Here is a 17689-nt window from a genome sequence, read left to right on the forward strand (position 1 = left end):
CAGCGGAGGATTCGGGGTCGGCGCGCGCAGCGCGCATCGTGATCTGACTCGCGGCCGACTGTCTGAGCGGAGCGAACGAAGTGAGCGCAGCGAGTTGGGCCGCGCGACCCCGAATCCGAGCAGCGCAACGAAGCCGGCGCGCAGCGCCGGTCCGCGAGCCGGAGCCCCCGGCGGCGGCCCCCTGCCGTGCCTCGCGCCGATGCAGGCACGCCGGCCGTCGCGCATTCATGCATCGGCGCGTCCGCAGGTCGCCGATGCCGAAGGACACGGCAAGCCCGACCGCCACCTCAGGCGCGAGAGCCGGCCGCCGGGGCGTGCCCCTGCGTTCATGTCCCCCGGGCGGGCAAGCCCGCCCTCCTCCTAATACTTCACTCCGGGGCACGCCCCGACGTCCGGCTCCACCACTGCTGGTGGTGCACAGACAGGTGGTGCGCCAGCGCTCGCTGTGGGCACGGCAGGGGGCCGTCGCTGGGGGCGACTTTCGCGGGTGAGCAGCGGAGGATTCGGGGTCGGCGCGCGCAGCGCGCATCGTGATCTGACCCGCGGCCGACTGTTTGAGCGGAGCGAACGAAGTGAGCGCAGCGAGTTGGGCCGCGCGACCCCGAATCCGAGCAGCGCAACGAAGCCGGCGCGCAGCGCCGGTCCGCGAGCCGGAGCCCCCGGCGGCGGCCCCCTGGCGTGCCTCGCGCCAATGCAGGCGAACGATCCCGGCTACTGCGCCCTGCCGGACTCCGCGCCGATCCATGCACGCTGTCAGCACGCAGCTCCCCCCATCAACCTCCCCAACACCGCCTCACTGCACTCCGAAACCGGCAGCTCCCCGACAACGCGCCCGCCGGCCATCACCAGCACCCGATCCGCCAACGCCAGGATCTCGTCGAGTTCCGAGGACACCACCAGCACCGCCGCCCCGCCGTCGCGCAGCGCACGCAGGCGGCCGTGGATGAACTCGATGGCGCCGATGTCGACGCCACGCGTCGGCTGGCCGACCAGCAGCACCTTCGGCCCGCCCCAGGTCTCGCGCGCCAGGATCAGCTTCTGCTGGTTGCCGCCGCTGAAGCTGGACGAACGCAGCGCCGGGTCGCGCGGGCGCACGTCGTAGCGCTCCATCATCGTCGCGCAGTCGGCGCGCATGCGCCCGCCGTCCAGCCAGCCGGCGCGTGCGTAGCCGGCCTCGTGGCCCAGCGCCGCCGACTCCCACATCGGGAAGGGCATCACCAGCCCGCGTGCGTGGCGGTCTTCGGGAACGTGGGCGAGTTTCAGCGTGCGCGCCGTCGCCGGGTCCAGCCAGTGCGGCGGCGTGAAATGCCGGCCGCCGAGCGCGAGTTCGCCTTCCTGCGGCGCCAGCAGCCCGGCCAGCGCGTCCAGCAGCTCGCCCTGGCCGTTGCCGGCGACACCGGCCACGCCGACGATCTCGCCGGCACGCAGCGCCAGCGACACGCCGTCCAGCCGCGGCACGCCCAGCGCGTCGCGCCAGCGCAGGCCGTGCGCGGCCAGCAGCTCTTCGCCCGGCGCCGCGCCAGCGTCGACACCGCGGCCCAGCTGCACGCGGCGGCCGACCATCGCCTCGGCCAGCCCGTCCAGCGTCATGCCGGCGATCGGGCCGTCGAGCACCACGCGGCCGGCGCGCATCACCGTCACCGCGTCGCACAGCGCCAGGATCTCCTTGAGCTTGTGCGTGATCAGCAGGATCGTCGTGCCGCGTTCGCGCAGCCGGCGCAGCGTGACGAAGAGCTGCTCGGTCTCCTGCGGCGTCAGCACCGCGGTCGGTTCGTCCAGGATCAGCAGGCGCGCGCCGCGCACCAGGGCCTTCAGGATCTCCAGCCGCTGGCGCTCGCCGACCGGCAGCTCGGCCACCGTCGCGTCCAGGCGTACCTGCAGGCCGGTCTCGGCCATCAGCGCGTCCAGCCGCGTGCGCAGCGCGGCGCGCGCGCGGCCCAGCTGCCAGCCGTCTTCGGCGCCGAGCAGCACGTTGTCCAGCGCGCTCAGGCTGTCCACCAGCATGAAGTGCTGGTGCACCATGCCGATGCCCAGCGCGATCGCGTCGCGCGCGCTGGCGATCGTCACCTCGCGGCCGTCGACCTCGATCGTTCCCTCGTCGGCCGGGTGGAAGCCGTAGAGGATGGCCATCAGCGTGCTCTTTCCCGCGCCGTTCTCGCCGACGATGCCGTGCACGCGGCCTGGCGCCACCGTCAGGTCGACACCGTCGTTGGCCTGCACCGCGCCGAAACGTTTGCGGATGCCGCGCAGGCGCACCGCGGCGCCGCGCCCCTCGGGCCCCGTCGTCGGCATCAGCGGCAGGCGTTGTTGGCCATGTAGTCGACGACCTTCAGCTTGCCGGCGACGATGTCGGCACGCGCCTGCTCGACCTTCGCCTTAATCGCCGGCGTCACCAGCTTCGCGTTGTATTCGTCGATCGCGACCTCGACGCCGCCTTCCTTCAGGCCGAGCGCGGTGACGCCGGGCTGCACGCCCTGGAAGGCCTTGTAGACCGCGACGTCGACACGCTTGACCATCGAGGTCAGCATCGTGCCGGGGTGCAGGTGGTTCTGGTTGCTGTCGACGCCGATCGCCAGCTTGCCGCCGTCGCGTGCGGCCTGCAGGATGCCGACGCCGGTGGCGCCCGCGGCGGCGAAGACGACGTCGGCGCCCTGGGCGAACTGCGCGCGTGCCAGTTCGGCGCCGCGGGCCGGGTCGCTCCAGGCGGCCGGCGTCGTGCCGGTCATCGCGGCCAGCACCTTGGTCTTGGCGTCGGCGTGTTTCACGCCCTGCTCGTAGCCGCACTGGAACTTGCGGATCAGCGGCACGTCCATGCCGCCGACGAAACCGACGGTGCCGGTCCTGCTGGCCGTGGCCGCCATCACGCCGACGAGGAAGCTGCCTTCGTGCTCCTTGAACAGGATGCTCTGCACGTTGGGCAGCGTGACGACGGCGTCGACGATGACGAAACGCTGCTTGGGGAAGTCGCGCGCCACCTTCTCGACGGCGCTGCTCTGCGCGAAGCCGATGCCGACGATGGGGTCGGCACCGCGTTCGGCCATGCGCCGCAGCGCCTGTTCACGCTGCGCCGGGTTGGTGACGGTGAACTCGAGGAAGGGCTGGCCGGTCTCGCGTTTCCAGCGCTCGGCGCCTTCGGCGGCCGACTGGTTGAACGAGCGGTCGAACTTGCCGCCGGTGTCGTAGACCACGGCCGGCGCGGCCCAGGCGGCGTGCACGGCGGCGACGCAGGCCGCGAGCGCGGCGAGGGTACGGAGCGGCATGGCGCGACGGCGGTGGGGATGGGGCGGTCAGGATACAAGACGTCCTGTAGCAAAAGCCTTGCCTCGACCGTGCCCGACCGGCACGGTGCTTGCTGACTCCGCCGCGATGCACGACCCCGACACCCCGCTGGCCCACGCGCTGCCCAAGGTGCTGCTGCACGAGCATCTGGACGGCGGCTTGCGTGTCTCGACGCTGCACGAGCTGCTGCAGCAGCGCGGCCTGCCGTCGCCGGCGCCCGACGTCGCCGCGCTCGACGCCTGGTTCGACGCCAACGCGCACGCCGGCAGCCTGCCCAAGTACCTCGAAGGTTTCGCCTTGACGGTCGCGGCGATGGCCACGCCCGAGGCGCTGGCGCGTGTCGCCTACGAAGCCGCCGAGGACGCACGCGCCGACGGCGCGCTGCTGGCCGAGTTCCGCGTCGCGCCGCTGCTGTTCGAGGCCCACGGCGTCGATGGCGACGCGGCGGTCGAAGCCATCGTCGACGGCCTGAAGCGCAGCCCGCTGCCCTCGGGCCTGATCGTCTGCGCGATGCGCCAGCTGCCCGAGGTGCAGACCTTCCGCGCGCTGGAGCTGGCGCTGCGCTGGGCCGACCGCGGCGTCGTCGGCTTCGACCTCGCCGGCCCCGAACACGGCCACCCGGCGGGCGACCACGCCGACGCGCTGGCCGCGGCGCGTGCCGCCGGCCTGCCGCTGACGCTGCACGCCGGCGAGGCCGACGGCGCCGAACGGGTGCTCGAAGCGCTGCAGCATGGCGCACGGCGCGTCGGCCACGGCGTGCGCCTGGTCGAGGTGCTGTCCGACCCGGCGCGTGTCGAGATGCTCGACCGCGTGCGCGACGCCGGGCTGCACCTGGAGGTCTGCCCGACGAGCAACGTGCACACCGGCGCCGCGGCCTCGGTGGCGGCGCACCCGATCACCGCGCTGTGGCGCGCCGGCGTGAGCCTGAGCTATCACACCGACAACCGGCTGATGTCCTGCCTCAGCCACTCGTCGGAAGCCGCGGCGCTGCTGCGCGAGACGCCGCTGGCCGTGGCCGACCTGCTGGCGATGGCGGTGCAGGCGGCGCGCCACTCCTTCCTCGGCGAGCGCGAACGCACGGCCGCCGAGGCCGTGGTGCGTGCGCACGCCGCGGCGTTGGGCGTGTCGCTGCCGGCCTGACTTACTTGCAGGCGTTGGCCGCGGTGTAGTCGATGACCTTCAGCCGGCCGGAGACGATGTCGGCGCGCGCCTGCTCGACCTTGGCCTTCATCGCCGGGGTGATGAGCCTGGCGTTGTGTTCGTCGAGCGCGTAGTCGACGCCGCCTTCCTTCAGCCCCAGCACCGTCACGCCCGGCTGCACGCCCTTGAAGGCTTGGTAGACCGCGAGGTCCACGCGCTTGACCATCGAGGTCAGCATCGTGCCGGGGTGCAGGTGGTTCTGGTTGCTGTCGACGCCGATGGCGTAGATGCCGGCGTCCTTGGCCGCCTGCATGATGCCGAAGCCGGTGGTGCCGGCGGCGCTGAAGACGACGTCCACGCCCTGGGCGATCTGGGCCTTGGTCAGTTCGGCGCCGCGCGGCGGGTCGGTCCAGGCGGCGTTGGTCGTGCCGGTCATCGCCGACAGCACCTGCACCTTGGGGTTGGCGTACTTCGCGCCCTGCTCGTAGCCGCAGAGGAACTTGCGCACCAGCGGGATGTCCTGGCCGCCGACGAAGCCGACCTTGCCCGACTTGCTGGCCATCGCCGCCAGCATGCCGACGAGGAAGCTGCCCTCGTGCTCGCGGTAGACGAAGCTCTGCACGTTGGGCAGCTTGACGACCATGTCGACGATCGCGAAGCGCTGCTTCGGGAAGTCGCGGGCCACCTTCTCGATCGCCGAGGCCTGCGGGAAGCCGACGCCGACCACCGGGTCGGCGCCGCGTTCGGCAAAACGCCGCGCGGCCTGCTCGCGCTGCGCGGCGTTGGCGATCTCGAACTCGAGGTACGGCTTGCCGGTCTCCTTCTTCCACTGTTCCGCGCCCCGCCAGGCCGCCTCGCCGAAGGACTTGTCGTTCTTGCCGCCGAGTTCGTAGATCACCGCCGGCTGCGCAGCGGCGGTGGCGGCCGCCGCGAGCGTCGCGGTGGCCAGGAGGAAGCGTTTCATCGTCGTCAGAAGCTGGCCTTGAACTGCACCCCGTAGGTCCGCGGGTCGTTGATGAAGCCGGTGAGGTTGTTGAAGTCGATGCCGCCGACGACCCGGACCTGGTCCGTCAGGTTGCGCACGAAAGCCGCCGCATCGTACTTCCCGTTGCCCCAGGTGTAGCCGACGCGCAGCCCGCCTTCGAGCAGCGACTTGCTGGTGAACTCGGTGGACTCGTAGAGGAAGAAGTTGACCGCGCTGCGGTAGGCCCAGTCGGTCAGCACGTAGACGTCGCCGGCGGCCAGCGGCTGGGTGTACTTCAGCGTGAAGCTGACGGTGCGCCTGGGGGCCTGCGGCAGCGGGTTGCCGTCGATCAGCGCGTAGGTCGTGGTGCCGATGACGGTCTTCGGGTCGTTCACCGTGCACTGCGCGCAGGTGGCGACGAGCAGGTCCTTGTCGTGGATCTTCGTCAGGTTGTAGCCCACGCCCAGCGTGGCCAGCAGGTTCTCGCTGAGGTAGGCCTGCAGGTCGAGCTCGAAGCCCTGGCCGGTGGCCTTGTCGGCGTTGAGCAGGATGTTCGAGTTGGCCGCGCCGCCCACCGCGGTGAGCTGCTGGTCCTTCACGGTGTAGCGGAAGACGTTGAAGGCCAGGCGCGCACGGCGCTCGAACAGGTCGGCCTTCACGCCGGCCTCGAACGAGGTGTTGGTCTCGGGCGTGGCGATCGACTGGCCGTTGTAGGCGCCGGCGCCCTGCACGCTGCTGGCGCGGAAGCCGGTGGCGGCACGCGCGTACAGGTTGACGTCCCTGGACAGCGCGTAGGTCGCGCTCAGGTCCCAGCTGAGCTTCTTGTCCTCGGTGTTCGCGGCGATCTTGTCCAGGCTGCCCAGCCCGCCCGAGTACTCGAGCACGTCGAAGTCCTTCTTGTCGCGCGTGTAGCGCAACCCGGCACGCAGCGACAGTGCCGGCGTCGCCTGCCAGGTGGCGGCGCCGAACACCGCCCAGGCGTCGTTCTTCTGGCGCGAACGTTCGTACGAGTTCTGCGGGTTGCCGGCGCTGAGCGAGTCGTAGCCGAAGTTCTCGAAGTCGAAGTTCTCGCGGAACAGGAACACGCCGGCCTGCCAGCCCAGCGCCGCGTCGCCGGTCGACTCGGCGCGGAACTCCTGCGTCCACTGCGAGTGTTTCGGGATGCCGTCGGCGGTCTCCGACGGGAAGTAGATGACGCCGGGGCCGCCGGGCGTGCCGCCGTCGATGTCGCCGCGGCTGTAGGTCTCGACGCTCTCGTAGCCGGTCACCGAGTACAGCGCCACCGGGCCCAGGTCCCAGCGCAGCCGGGCGCTGCCGCCGTGGTTCTGCAGCTCGGAGTGGTTGACGCCGTCGATGAAGATCTTGCCGGGGTCGAAGCCGGCGACGAGGTCGTTGCTGCCGGCCTGGATGATGTTGGCGCGGAACAGCCGCGCCGAGCCGTCGAAGTCGCGTGCGTGCAGGTTGAACAGCGCGCTGAAGTCCTTCGTCGGCTGCGTCTTCCACTGCAGGCGCACGGCGCTGTCGCGGTAGCCCTCCAGGTCCTGCGTCGGGCCGTCGGGGTTGGTGTTCTCGACCCAGTCGCTGCGCGTCTGGTTCAGCACCGAGACACGCAGCGCCGAGCTGTCGGAGGTCGGCACGTTCAGCGCGCCTTCGAGGTTGGTGGTGTTCCAGCGGCCGTAGGACAGGCTGCCGTAGCCCTCGAAGCGCTGCGTCGGCGCCACCGAGTCGAACTTGACGACGCCGGCCGGCGTGTTGCGCCCGAACAGCGTGCCCTGCGGGCCGCGCAGCACCTCGATGCGCTCCAGGTCGAAGGCCGGGAAGCCCTTCAGGATCGCGTTCTCCTGCACGACGTCGTCGTAGACCAGCGACACCGGCTGCGAGGCGTTCAGGCGGAAGTCGGTGTTGCCGTAGCCGCGCAGGTAGAAGCGCGGGAAGGCGCGGCCGAACGAGGACTCGATGTTCAGGCTGGGCACACGCGCCGACAGCATGCGGATGTCCTGGCCGCTGGTGTTCAGCACCTCCAGCGTCTCGCCCTGCAGCACGCTGACCGAGTTCGGCACTTCCTGGATGTTCTCCAGCCGGCGTTCGGCGGTGATCGAGATCGTCTGCAGCTTGCCGGCTTCGGCGTCGTCGGCGGACTGTGCGGATGCACCGAGGTGAAGCGCGGCGATCGCGGCGGCTGCGACGGCGTGGTGCGCCGGCAGGCGCGGGGTTCGGGCCATGGGATCCTCCTGGTGTGATTCGGGCTCGCGGCGCGCCGGCGCAAACGGCGTGCCACCGAACACCGTGCTGGCGCGGCACACCCTCAAGCAGGCGGGGAAGCCCGCAACCGTCCGGCGGGCGCGGTGTCGGCCGTCGTCCGCCCGTCCGGGCGGAACGTGATGCGCGCCGGCGACCGCATCTTCGGCCCCGGTCGCCGCCGTATGCTCGGTGGCGTCCACCGCCTTGCCGACCTCCCCATGCTCGTTCGCAACATCACCCTGCCCGACGGCCGCAGCGGCCTCGACCTGCTCGTCCAGGACGGCCGCATCGCCGCCGTCGGCCCCGCGCTCACCGCGCCCGAAGGCACGCCGGTCGTCGACGGCGGCGGCTGGCTCGTCAGCCCGCCTTTCGTCGACGCCCACTTCCACATGGACGCGACGCTCAGCTACGGGCTGCCGCGTGTCAACGCCAGCGGCACGCTGCTCGAAGGCATCGCGCTGTGGGGCGAACTCAAGCCGCTGCTGACGCAGGAGGCGCTGGTCGAACGGGCGCTGCAGTACTGCGACTGGGCGGTGGCGCGCGGGCTGCTGGCGATCCGCAGCCACGTCGACGTCTGCGACCCGCGGCTGCTGGCCGTCGAGGCGCTGCTGGAGGTGAAGAGACGCGTCGCGCCCTACCTCGACCTGCAGCTCGTCGCCTTCCCGCAGGACGGCGTGCTGCGTTCGCCGGGCGCGCTGGCCAACCTGGAGCGGGCGCTGGACCTGGGTGTCGACGTCGTCGGCGGCATTCCGCACTTCGAGCGCACGATGGCGGACGGTGCCGCCAGCGTGAAGCTGCTGTGCGAGATCGCCGCGCGCCGCGGACTGCGTGTGGACATGCACTGCGACGAGAGCGACGACCCGCTGTCGCGCCACGTCGAGACGCTGGCCAACGAGACCCAGCGCCTGGGGCTGCAGGGCCGCGTCACCGGCTCGCACCTGACGTCGATGCACTCGATGGACAACTACTACGTCAGCAAGCTGCTGCCGCTGATGGCCGAGGCCGGGCTGCACGCGGTGGCCAACCCGCTGATCAACATCACGCTGCAGGGCCGCCACGACACGTATCCGAAGCGCCGCGGCATGACGCGCGTGCCCGAGCTGCTGGCCGCGGGCGTCAACGTCGGCTTCGGCCACGACTGCGTGCTGGACCCGTGGTATTCGCTCGGCTCGGGCGACATGCTCGAAGTGGCGGCGATGGGGCTGCACGTCGCGCAGATGACCTCGCAGGCCGGCATGCGCCAGTGTTTCGACGCGGTGACGGTGAACAACGCGCGCATCCTCGGGCTGGAGGGCTACGGGCTGGAGCCCGGCTGCCGCGCCGACTTCGTGCTGCTGCAGGCGCGCTCGCCGGCCGAGGCGATCCGTTTGCGCGCCCAGCGCCTGCTGGTGGTGCGCGGCGGCCGCGTGCTGTCGCGCGCGGCACCGGCGACCGCCGAGCTGGCGCTGCCCGGCCGGCCGGCGAGCGTCGACTTCACGCTACAGCGGTCCTAGGGGCGGGGTGCCCCGGGGGGTTCAGGGGGGCTTGGCTAGAATCGATCGGCCCTGGCAAGCCCAAAGCTGTAACTCTCCTCCCCCCATGAAACTCATCGGTTCGCTCACCAGCCCCTACGTCCGCAAGGTGCGCGTCGCCATGGCCGAGAAGAAGCTGGACTTCCAGCTCGTGCTGGAAGACGTCTGGGGCACCGACACGATCCTCAAGTCCAACCCGCTGGGCAAGGTGCCCTGCCTGGTGATGGAAGGCGGCGAGGCGGTGTTCGACTCGCGTGTCATCGTCGAGTACCTGGAGGCGCTGTCGCCGGTCGGCAAGCTGATCCCGCCGTCGGGCCGCGAACGGGTCGAGGTGCGCACCTGGGAGGCGCTGGCCGACGGCGTGCTGGACGCGCTGATCCTCGCCCGCCTCGAAGCCACCTGGAACGGCCGCACCGAAGGCCAGCGTTCGCAGGCCTGGATCGACCGCCAGATGGCCAAGGTGCAGGCCAGCCTGAAGGCGATGAGCCAGGGCCTGGGCGAGCGCCCCTGGTGCGCCGGCACCCACTACACGCTGGCCGACGTCGCCGTCGGCTGCGCGCTGGGCTACCTCGACTTCCGCTTCCCCGAGGTCGACTGGCGCGGCCCCTACCCGAACCTGGCCAAGCTGGCCGAGAAGCTGGCGGCACGCCCCAGCTTCATCGACACCGCGCCGCCCAGGGGCTGACGCGCGGCGCCGGCAGCGATGTGCCGGTGGCTATACTCCTTCCTCCAGCGCCGATTTGATCCTGATTGCGGGCGCTTCAACAAATGCCGCTAAAGAGGACACCGAGACCCGGTGCCCGCTGACGGCGGCGCCGGGTTTTTGCTTATGGCTTCGGTCGGACGCGTCACTCCCCAGACGATGCACTTCGACGAACCGCTGCCGCTGCGCAGCGGGGCGTCGCTCCCCTCCTACTCGCTGGTCTACGAGACCTACGGCACGCTCAACGCCGAGCGCAGCAACGCGGTGCTGGTGTGCCACGCGCTCAACGCCAGCCACCACGTCGCCGGTGTCGACGAGCGTGGCGCCACCGGCTGGTGGGACAACCTCGTCGGCCCCGGCAAGCCGCTGGACACCGAGCGTTTCTTCGTCATCGGCGTCAACAACCCGGGCTCGTGTTTCGGCTCGACCGGGCCGACGCACGTCAACCCGGCCACCGGCAAGGCCTGGGGCGCGGACTTCCCGGTCGTCACCGTCGAGGACTGGGTCGACGCGCAGGTGCGGCTGGTCGATCGCCTGGGCATCCCCAAGCTGGCGGCAGTGCTGGGCGGCAGCCTGGGCGGCATGCAGGCGCTGTCCTGGGCGATGCGCCACCCCGAGCGCCTGGAGCACTGCATCGCGGTGGCCACCGCGCCCAACCTGTCGGCGCAGAACATCGCTTTCAACGAGGTCGCGCGGCGGGCCATCGTCACCGACCCCGACTTCCACGGCGGCCACTTCTACGAACACGGCGTCGTGCCCCAGCGCGGCCTGCGCGTGGCGCGCATGATCGGCCACATCACCTACCTGTCCGACGACGCGATGGAAGCCAAGTTCGGCCGCGAACTGCGCGCCGCCGAGCTGGGCTACAGCACGCAGGAGATCGAGTTCCAGATCGAGAGCTACCTGCGCCACCAGGGCGACAAGTTCAGCGCCTATTTCGACGCCAACACCTACCTGCTGATCACGCGCGCACTCGACTACTTCGACCCGGCGCGCGAACACGGTGGCCGGCTCGCGGCGGCCTTCGCGCCGGCACGCGACAAACGGTTCCTCGTCGTCAGCTTCACGACCGACTGGCGCTTCTCGCCGGCGCGTTCGCGCGAGATCGTCAAGGCGCTGGTCGACAACCGCATCGCCGTCAGCTACGCCGAGATCGACGCCCCGCACGGCCACGACGCCTTCCTGCTGGAGGACCCGCGTTACCACCAGGTGATGCGCGCCTACTTCGAGGGTGTCGCCGCGCGCGTCGGCGCCGTGAAGACGGAGGCCGCCCATGTCTGAACGCCGCGACCTGCAGATCATCGGCGACCTCGTGCCGCACAGTGCCCGCGTGCTCGACCTGGGCTGCGGCAACGGCGAGCTGCTGGCCTGGCTGCAGCGCCACAAGGGCTGCACCGGCTACGGCATCGAGATCGACGACGCCAACGTGCTCGCCTGCGTGCAGCGCGGCGTCAACGTCGTGCAGCTCAACCTGGAAGAAGGGCTGGCGCTGTTCGACGACCAGAGCTTCGACGTCGTGCTGCAGATCGAGACCCTGCAGCACCTGCGCAATGCCGAGCGCATGCTGCACGAGACGGTGCGCGTCGGCCGCATCGGCATCGTCAGCTTCCCGAACTTCGCCCACTGGCCCAACCGCGTGCGTGTCGTCGGCGGCCGCATGCCGGTGACGCGGGCCCTGCCCTACGAGTGGTACGACACGCCCAACATCCGCGTCGGCACCTATGCCGACTTCGAGGTGCTGGCGCGCAAGAACGGGCTGCAGATCAGCGACGCCTTCGGGCTGCAGGACGGGCGCGTCGTGCGCACGCTGCCGAACCTGCGCGCCAGCGTCGCGGTGTTCAAGTTCCAGCGCGGGTGAGCCGACGCCGGGTGGGGTCAGCGCCGGGTGGGGTCAGGTCCCGCGGGACCTGACCCCGATGCATCCCCGATGCATCCTGCCAGCTGCGGGCCGCGTCCGTCCGCGTCCGTCCGGGGTCAGGTCCCACGGGACCTGACCCCGATGCACCTCACGGGACCTGACCCCGATGCACCTCACGGGACCTGACCCCGATGCACCTGACCCCGATGCACCCGATGCACCTGACCCCGATGCACCAGTTCGAGCGCGGTGAGCGGGGGCCGGGTCGGCACGCGCTCCCGGCGCGGCCGGCCGCGCCTAGACTCGGGCACCTTTGGCACGAGGAGCTGGCCGTGATCGGATACGTCACCCTGGGCACCAACGACCTGCCGCGCGCCGCGGCGTATTACGACACGCTGCTCGCCGAGATTGGCGCCAAGCGCATGATGGATTTCGGCCGCGGCTACGCCTGGGGGCGATCGATGGCGCAGCCGATGCTGGGCGTGATGAAACCCTTCGACGGCCAGGCCGCCAGCGTCGGCAACGGCGTGATGGTCGCGTTCCAGGTCGACAGCCGCGAGGCCGTCGACCGCGTCTACCGCAAGGCGCTCGAACTCGGCAGTGCCGACGAAGGGGCCGCCGGGCCGCGCGGCGAAGGTTTCTACGCCGGCTACTTCCGCGATCTCGATGGCCACAAGCTCAACGTCTTCTGCATGGGCTGAGCCCGCCGCCGGCGGCCCGCTGGCCGGGCTCAAGGTGCTCGAACTCGGCCAGCTGATCGCCGGGCCGTTTGCCGCCAAGACCCTGGCCGACTTCGGCGCCGAGGTCATCAAGATCGAGCCCCCCGACGGCGGCGACCCGCTGCGCCGCTGGCGGCTGCTGAAGGACGGCACCTCGGTCTGGTGGCAGCTGCAGTCGCGCAACAAACGCTCGGTGGCGCTGGACCTGAAGGACCCCCGAGGCCCAGGCCGTGGTGCGCGAGCTGGCGCTCGAAGCCGACGTGCTGATCGAGAACTTCCGCCCCGGCGCGCTGGAAGGTTTCGGCCTCGCGCCCGAGGCGCTGATGGAGGCCAACCCGCGGCTCATCGTGCTGCGTGTCAGCGGCTACGGCCAGACCGGGCCGTACCGCGACAAACCCGGCTTCGGCGTCGTTGCCGAGGCGATGGGCGGCCTGCGTCACCTGAGCGGCGAACCCGGGCGCGTGCCGGTGCGGGTCGGCGTGTCGATCGGCGACACGCTGGCGGCGCTGCACGGCGTCATCGGCGTGCTGATGGCGCTGCACGAGCGCGGCCAGAGCGGCCGCGGCCAGATCATCGACGTCGCGCTCTACGAGGCGGTTTTCAACTGCATGGAGAGCCTGCTGCCCGAGTACAGCGCCTTCGGCGCCGTGCGCGGCCCGGCCGGCAGCGCCTTGCCGGGCATCGCGCCGAGCAACGCCTACGCCTGCCGCGACGGCCAGGTGCTGGTGGCCGGCAACGGCGACAGCATCTTCCGCCGGCTGATGACGGCCATCGGCCGCGAGGACCTGGCCGCCGACCCGGCACTGGCCGACAACACCGGCCGCGTCGTGCGTGTGCAGGAGATCGACGCCGCGATCGGCGCCTGGACCGCCGGGCGCACGGTCGACGAGGTGCTGGCCGCGCTGGACGCCGCCGCGGTGCCGGTCGGCCGCATCTACACCGCCGCCGACATCGCGCACGACCCGCACTACGCGGCGCGCGAGATGCTGCTGCCGGTGACGATGGCCGACGGCAGCACGCTGACCGTGCCCGGCATCGTGCCCAAGCTGTCGCGCACGCCGGGCAGCCACCGCCGCAACGCGCCGGCGCTGGGCCAGGACACCGACGAGGTGCTGGCGGCGCTGCGTGCGAAGCGCGAAGCCGAAGGCTAGACGCGCGGCACCGGGGTAGGGGTCAGGTCTCAACAGACCTGACCCCGTTCTTCCGTTCTTCAGGACACCGACGAGGTGCTGGCTGCGCTGCGTGCGAAGCGCGAAGCCGAAGGCTAGACGCGCGGCACCGGGGGTAGGGGTCAGGTCTTAACAGACCTGACCCCGTTCGTCCGTTCGTCCGTTCGTCCCGCCGCCAACGGCACGCCTGGAGGGGCTCGGGTGGTAGGGGTCAGGTCTCAACAGACCTGACCCCGTTCTTCCCCTGGCCGCATTGCGTCCTAGACCCGCGGGACCGGGGCCAGCGGGTCGAAGCCCGCCGGCTGCTTGCTCTGCCAGGCCTGGATGGCCTGTGCCATCTCGCCGATGTCGAAGATCGCGCTCTGCAGCAGCGCCATCTGCTCCAGCGCGTCGGCCGTCGGGTGGTCGATGGCGTAGTTCAGCGCCAGCTTGCTGCCGGCGATGGCCAGCGGCGACTTGGCGGCGATCTCGGCGGCCAGCGTCATGGCGTGGTCCAGCGTCGCCGCGGCGTCGGGCAGCACGGCGTTGACCAGGCCGACGGCCAGCGCGCGTTCGGCGCCGACACGTTCGCCGGTGTAGGCCATCTGGCGCGCCACGCCCGGCGGCACGATCTTCGGCAGGCGCTGCAGCACGCCCAGGTCGGCGGCCATGCCGATCTGGATCTCCTGCACGGTGAAGAAGGCGTCGGCCGAGCAGACGCGCAGGTCGCAGGCTGCGGCCAGGTCGAGCGCGCCGCCGATGCAGCCGCCCTGCACTGCGGCGATGACCGGGAAACGCGCCGACTCCAGCACGTCGAAGCAGCGCATCAGCTGGCGCAGCGAGTCCTGGAAGGCCAGCCGCCGGCGTGCGTTGCCGGTGTCCAGCAGCGACAGGTCGCTGGCGAAGACGTCCAGCGCCATGCCGGCGCTGAAGTGCTTGCCGGTCGACGAGATCACCAGCACGCGCGTGCGGCCCTCGGCGTTGAGCGACTCGACGACCTCGCGCAGCGCCGGGAAGAAGGCCGGCGTCATCGTGTTCAGCCGCTCGGGGCGGGCGAGCTGCAGGTGGGCGACGCCGGTGTCGGCGAGCTCGAGGCGGAAGAAGTCGGTCGTCATCGGGCCAGGATAGCGGCGGCCCCCGGCGCTGCGAAGCCCGGCTTCCCCTCGGGGCGCGGGGGCGCAGGCCTACACTGGTGGGATTGCCCGATTCACGCAGGAGCCGCCCATGAACGCACCCGACCGCCACCTGCCGCTGGCCGACTTCGTCGACCGCGCCTGGGACGAGCGCATCGTGCCCGCCCTCACCGACTACATCGCCGTGCCGGCCAAGAGCCCGATGTTCGACGCCGACTGGCAGGCCCACGGCCACATCGAACGCGTCGTGCAGGACGCCGTGGCCTGGGTCGAATCGCGCCGCGTGCCGGGTCTGGCGATCGAGATCGTGCGCATCCCCGGGCGCACGCCGGTGATCTTCTTCGAGGTCGCCGCCACCGGCGCGGCGACCGACACGGTGCTGTTCTACGGCCACCTGGACAAGCAGCCCGAGTTCAGCGGCTGGCGCAACGACCTGGGCCCCTGGACGCCGAAGTACGTCGACGGCCTGCTCTACGGCCGCGGCGGCGCCGACGACGGCTACGCGATCTACGCCGCGGTCACCGCGATCGAGGCGCTGAAGGCCCAGGGCACGGCGCACCCGCGCTGCGTCGGCGTCATCGAGACCTGCGAGGAAAGCGGCTCGCACGACCTGCCGGCCTATCTGGACGCCTTGAAGCCCCGCCTCGGCGAGGTCGGCCTCGTCGTCTGCCTGGACAGCGGCGCCGGCAACTACGACCAGCTGTGGCTGACGACCAGCCTGCGCGGCATGGTCAGCGGCGTGCTGAAGGTCGAGATCCTGACCGAAGGCATCCACTCCGGCGACGCCAGCGGCCTGGTGCCGTCGAGCTTCCGCATCCTGCGCCAGGTGCTCGACCGGCTGGAAGACGCCAGGACCGGCCAGCTGCTGCCCGAGTTCTTCCACTGCGAGGTGCCGGCCTCGCGCGTCGCCCAGGCCCAGGCCACCGCGGCCATCCTCGGCGACGACGTCTGGAAGCGCATGCCCTGGGTCTGCGGCGCCGACGGCAACCTGGCGCTGCCGACGACCACCGACCCGGTCGAAGGCCTGCTCAACCGCACCTGGCGGCCGACGCTCAGCGTCACCGGCGTCGACGGCTTCCCCGAGCTGAAGAGCGCCGGCAACGTGCTGCGCCCGTACACCGCGTTCAAGCTCAGCCTGCGCCTGCCGCCGCTGGTCGACGGCCACGAGGCCAGCATCCGGCTGAAGGCGCTGCTGGAAGACAACGCGCCGTACAACGCGCGTGTGACCTTCGTGCCCGACGGCCGCGCCGGCGCGCTGGGCGCCAGCGGCTGGAACGCGCCCGAGCTGCCGGTGTGGCTGGAAGACGCGCTGAACGCGGCGTCGAACGCGCACTTCGGCGCCCCGGTCGGCTACATCGGCCAGGGCGGCACGATCCCGCTGATGAGCATGCTGCAGGCCGGTTTCCCGAAGGCGCAGATGATGGTCTGCGGCGTGCTGGGCCCGAAGAGCAACGCCCACGGGCCCAACGAGTTCCTGCACGTGCCCTACGCCAAGCGCCTGACGGCCGCGGTGGCGCAGGTGGTCGCTGCCTTCCGCTGAACCCAGGGCCGGGAGCCGCGATGGACCAGCTGCGCGCGATGAAGGTCTTCGTGCGCGTCGTCGACGAAGGCGGCTTCGCGCGTGCGGCGCGGGCGCTGGACATGGCGCCGCCGGTCGTCACGCGGGTCGTCGCCGAACTCGAGGCGCATCTGGGCGCGCGGCTGCTGAACCGCACGACACGCCGCGTCGCGTTGACCGAGGTCGGCGAGAGCTACCTGGAGCGCGCGCGCCGCATCCTGGCCGACGTCGACGAGGCCGACGCGCTGGCCGGCGAATCGACGCGCGAGCTGAGCGGGCCGCTGCGCCTGCTGTGCCCGTCGGCGCTGGCGGCGCACCAGTTGGTGCGCCACCTGGCGCGCTTCTCGGCCCAGCATCCCAGGCTGTCGATCGATCTGGTGTCGCCCTGCCGTGTCGAGACCGTCGACGAGGACTACGACGTCACGCTGCTGACGCTGCGCGGGCCGATCGACGGCGACTTCGTCGCGCGCCGGCTGGCGCGTTCGGAGGTGCTGCTCTGCGCCGCGCCGGGCTACCTGGCGCGCCACGGCCGGCCGCGCCACCCGCGCGACCTGGCGCGCCACGAGCTGCTGTTCCAGCCGGGTGTGCAGCCGCGCGGGCTGGTGTTCTTCCGCGGCGACGCCGGCGAGGCCGCCGAGACGGTGGTGCCCGAGCAGGCCGGCGCGCTGCACTGCGACGACCTGCAGACCCAGCTCGCCGCCGCCCAGGCCGGGCTGGGCGTCGCCGCGCTGCCGACGCTGATGCTCGACGAGGCGCTGGCTGCCGGCCGTGTCGAGCGTGTGCTGCCGTCGTGGCGCCTGGCGGGGCTGTCGATCTGGGCCGCGATGCCCAGCCGCAAGCACGTGCCGGCGCGCACACGCGCGCTGATCGAGTTCCTGGTGCAGGCCTTCGGCGGCGACGACCGCGATCCCTGGCTGGCCGCCTGCGGCGGCCCGCTGGCGCTGGTGGCCTAGGCGCCTGCGCGGCTTCTGCCGCGCAGGCGCCTGGGCGATGGCTCCCCAAGTCCCCTCCTGTATGGACCGGGGACACAGGTGACAGGTGTGCGAGGACATAGGTGACACTTTTTCCTGCCTAGCCAGCGGAGAACGAAGTTGCCGTGGAGCGCAGTCACCGTGAAGGATCAGACACAGGAGTTCGTCGGTCTGGCCCGCCAAGCGGATGCGAACGTCAGTGAGCTGTGTCGCCGGTTCGGGATCAGCCGCAAGACGGGCTACAAGTGGCTCAGCCGCGAGGACTTGGAGGACCGATCCCGTCGCCCATGCCATTCGCCATCTCGCACAGCGCAGGAACTGCAGGACCAGGTGTTGGCCGTTCGAAGCGAGCACCCGGCGTGGGGTGGCCGCAAGATCGCCCATGTCCTGGCTCGTGACGCAGGTGTGCGCATCGCAGCGAGCACGGTCAACTCGGTGCTCAAGCGCCACGGCTTGATCAGCCC

General features: G+C 71.4%; 14 protein-coding genes, 1 pseudogene and 1 riboswitch. Of the genes and pseudogenes, 10 read left to right on the top strand and 5 right to left on the bottom strand.

The annotated features are described in order from the left end of the window. Positions 1 to 753 precede the first annotated feature (753 nt). Positions 754 to 2292, bottom strand: coding sequence for an ABC transporter ATP-binding protein (locus RBXJA2T_RS04670; protein WP_009856171.1), 1539 nt, complete (start codon positions 2290 to 2292; stop codon positions 754 to 756). Then, positions 2292 to 3260 carry a BMP family lipoprotein gene (locus tag RBXJA2T_RS04675; protein ID WP_009856172.1) on the bottom strand — a complete coding sequence of 323 codons (969 nt, stop codon included), beginning with the start codon at positions 3258 to 3260 and terminating at the stop codon, positions 2292 to 2294. The genes RBXJA2T_RS04670 and RBXJA2T_RS04675 overlap by 1 nt, the downstream gene beginning before the upstream one ends. Positions 3261 to 3345: 85 nt before the next feature. Between RBXJA2T_RS04675 and RBXJA2T_RS04680 the strand changes: the two genes are divergently transcribed. After that, entirely contained in the window at positions 3346 to 4419 is a 1074-nt protein-coding gene (locus tag RBXJA2T_RS04680; RefSeq protein ID WP_037291040.1) for an adenosine deaminase family protein, read from the top strand. A 1-nt stretch (position 4420) separates the two neighbouring features. On the opposite strand, the gene RBXJA2T_RS04685 is transcribed toward RBXJA2T_RS04680, so the two are convergent. Continuing rightward, entirely contained in the window at positions 4421 to 5383 is a 963-nt protein-coding gene (locus RBXJA2T_RS04685) for a BMP family lipoprotein (protein ID WP_009856174.1), read from the bottom strand. A 5-nt stretch (positions 5384 to 5388) separates the two neighbouring features. After that, on the bottom strand, positions 5389 to 7605 hold the full coding sequence (locus RBXJA2T_RS04690; RefSeq protein WP_009856175.1) for a TonB-dependent receptor: 2217 nt from the start codon (positions 7603 to 7605) through the stop codon (positions 5389 to 5391). Between the two features lie 237 nt (positions 7606 to 7842). Between RBXJA2T_RS04690 and RBXJA2T_RS04695 the strand changes: the two genes are divergently transcribed. The 6 genes and pseudogenes from RBXJA2T_RS04695 to RBXJA2T_RS04720 all read left to right on the top strand — a co-directional run bounded on the left by RBXJA2T_RS04695 (position 7843) and on the right by RBXJA2T_RS04720 (position 13566). Then, positions 7843 to 9117 (top strand): amidohydrolase family protein, encoded by a 1275-nt coding sequence (locus RBXJA2T_RS04695; protein WP_029719067.1) that lies wholly within the window; start codon positions 7843 to 7845, stop codon positions 9115 to 9117. A gap of 85 nt (positions 9118 to 9202) precedes the next feature. Next, entirely contained in the window at positions 9203 to 9820 is a 618-nt protein-coding gene (locus RBXJA2T_RS04700; RefSeq protein ID WP_009856177.1) for a glutathione S-transferase family protein, read from the top strand. Between the two features lie 37 nt (positions 9821 to 9857). Continuing rightward, positions 9858 to 9934, top strand: a riboswitch (SAM riboswitch). 30 nt (positions 9935 to 9964) lie between these two features. Then, complete coding sequence (gene metX, locus RBXJA2T_RS04705; protein WP_029719066.1) at positions 9965 to 11119, top strand: homoserine O-succinyltransferase MetX; 1155 nt, start codon at positions 9965 to 9967, stop codon at positions 11117 to 11119. After that, positions 11112 to 11696: a methionine biosynthesis protein MetW gene (gene metW, locus RBXJA2T_RS04710; RefSeq protein WP_009856179.1), complete on the top strand. Its 585-nt coding sequence runs from the start codon at positions 11112 to 11114 to the stop codon at positions 11694 to 11696. The genes metX and metW overlap by 8 nt, the downstream gene beginning before the upstream one ends. A 332-nt stretch (positions 11697 to 12028) precedes the next feature. Further along, positions 12029 to 12397 carry a VOC family protein gene (locus RBXJA2T_RS04715; RefSeq protein WP_009856180.1) on the top strand — a complete coding sequence of 123 codons (369 nt, stop codon included), beginning with the start codon at positions 12029 to 12031 and terminating at the stop codon, positions 12395 to 12397. Beyond that, a pseudogene (locus RBXJA2T_RS04720) lies at positions 12363 to 13566 on the top strand (CaiB/BaiF CoA transferase family protein). The gene RBXJA2T_RS04715 and the pseudogene RBXJA2T_RS04720 overlap by 35 nt, the downstream one beginning before the upstream one ends. A 278-nt stretch (positions 13567 to 13844) precedes the next feature. Here the strand turns inward: RBXJA2T_RS04720 and RBXJA2T_RS04725 are convergent. Then, the gene (locus RBXJA2T_RS04725; RefSeq protein ID WP_009856182.1) at positions 13845 to 14678 is read right to left on the bottom strand and encodes an enoyl-CoA hydratase-related protein; all 834 of its coding nucleotides are present in this window, start codon (positions 14676 to 14678) and stop codon (positions 13845 to 13847) included. A 109-nt stretch (positions 14679 to 14787) separates the two neighbouring features. On the opposite strand from RBXJA2T_RS04725, the gene RBXJA2T_RS04730 reads away from it, so the two are divergent. The 3 genes from RBXJA2T_RS04730 to RBXJA2T_RS19725 all read left to right on the top strand — a co-directional run. Beyond that, positions 14788 to 16236 (top strand): M20 family metallopeptidase, encoded by a 1449-nt coding sequence (locus RBXJA2T_RS04730; RefSeq protein ID WP_009856183.1) that lies wholly within the window; start codon positions 14788 to 14790, stop codon positions 16234 to 16236. A gap of 20 nt (positions 16237 to 16256) precedes the next feature. Further along, on the top strand, positions 16257 to 17207 hold the full coding sequence (locus RBXJA2T_RS04735) for a LysR family transcriptional regulator (protein WP_009856184.1): 951 nt from the start codon (positions 16257 to 16259) through the stop codon (positions 17205 to 17207). Between the two features lie 138 nt (positions 17208 to 17345). Next, the coding region (locus RBXJA2T_RS19725) for a helix-turn-helix domain-containing protein (RefSeq protein ID WP_138938786.1) at positions 17346 to 17689 on the top strand (344 nt) is incomplete at its 3' end.

It is taken from the genome of Rubrivivax benzoatilyticus JA2 = ATCC BAA-35 (assembly GCF_000190375.1).
In the GTDB taxonomy this organism is placed as follows: domain Bacteria; phylum Pseudomonadota; class Gammaproteobacteria; order Burkholderiales; family Burkholderiaceae_C; genus Rubrivivax; species Rubrivivax benzoatilyticus.

What these genes read in the sequence shown, in the direction of transcription:
- RBXJA2T_RS04670 (WP_009856171.1), bottom strand. Translation starts at nt 2,292, where the DNA reads ATGCCGACGACGGGGCCCGAGGGGCGCGGCGCCGCGGTGCGCCTGCGC.
- RBXJA2T_RS04675 (WP_009856172.1), bottom strand. Translation starts at nt 3,260, where the DNA reads ATGCCGCTCCGTACCCTCGCCGCGCTCGCGGCCTGCGTCGCCGCCGTG.
- RBXJA2T_RS04685 (WP_009856174.1), bottom strand. Translation starts at nt 5,383, where the DNA reads ATGAAACGCTTCCTCCTGGCCACCGCGACGCTCGCGGCGGCCGCCACC.
- RBXJA2T_RS04690 (WP_009856175.1), bottom strand. Translation starts at nt 7,605, where the DNA reads ATGGCCCGAACCCCGCGCCTGCCGGCGCACCACGCCGTCGCAGCCGCC.
- RBXJA2T_RS04695 (WP_029719067.1), top strand. Translation starts at nt 7,843, where the DNA reads ATGCTCGTTCGCAACATCACCCTGCCCGACGGCCGCAGCGGCCTCGAC.
- RBXJA2T_RS04700 (WP_009856177.1), top strand. Translation starts at nt 9,203, where the DNA reads ATGAAACTCATCGGTTCGCTCACCAGCCCCTACGTCCGCAAGGTGCGC.
- metX (WP_029719066.1), top strand. Translation starts at nt 9,965, where the DNA reads ATGGCTTCGGTCGGACGCGTCACTCCCCAGACGATGCACTTCGACGAA.
- metW (WP_009856179.1), top strand. Translation starts at nt 11,112, where the DNA reads ATGTCTGAACGCCGCGACCTGCAGATCATCGGCGACCTCGTGCCGCAC.
- RBXJA2T_RS04725 (WP_009856182.1), bottom strand. Translation starts at nt 14,678, where the DNA reads ATGACGACCGACTTCTTCCGCCTCGAGCTCGCCGACACCGGCGTCGCC.
- RBXJA2T_RS04730 (WP_009856183.1), top strand. Translation starts at nt 14,788, where the DNA reads ATGAACGCACCCGACCGCCACCTGCCGCTGGCCGACTTCGTCGACCGC.
- RBXJA2T_RS04735 (WP_009856184.1), top strand. Translation starts at nt 16,257, where the DNA reads ATGGACCAGCTGCGCGCGATGAAGGTCTTCGTGCGCGTCGTCGACGAA.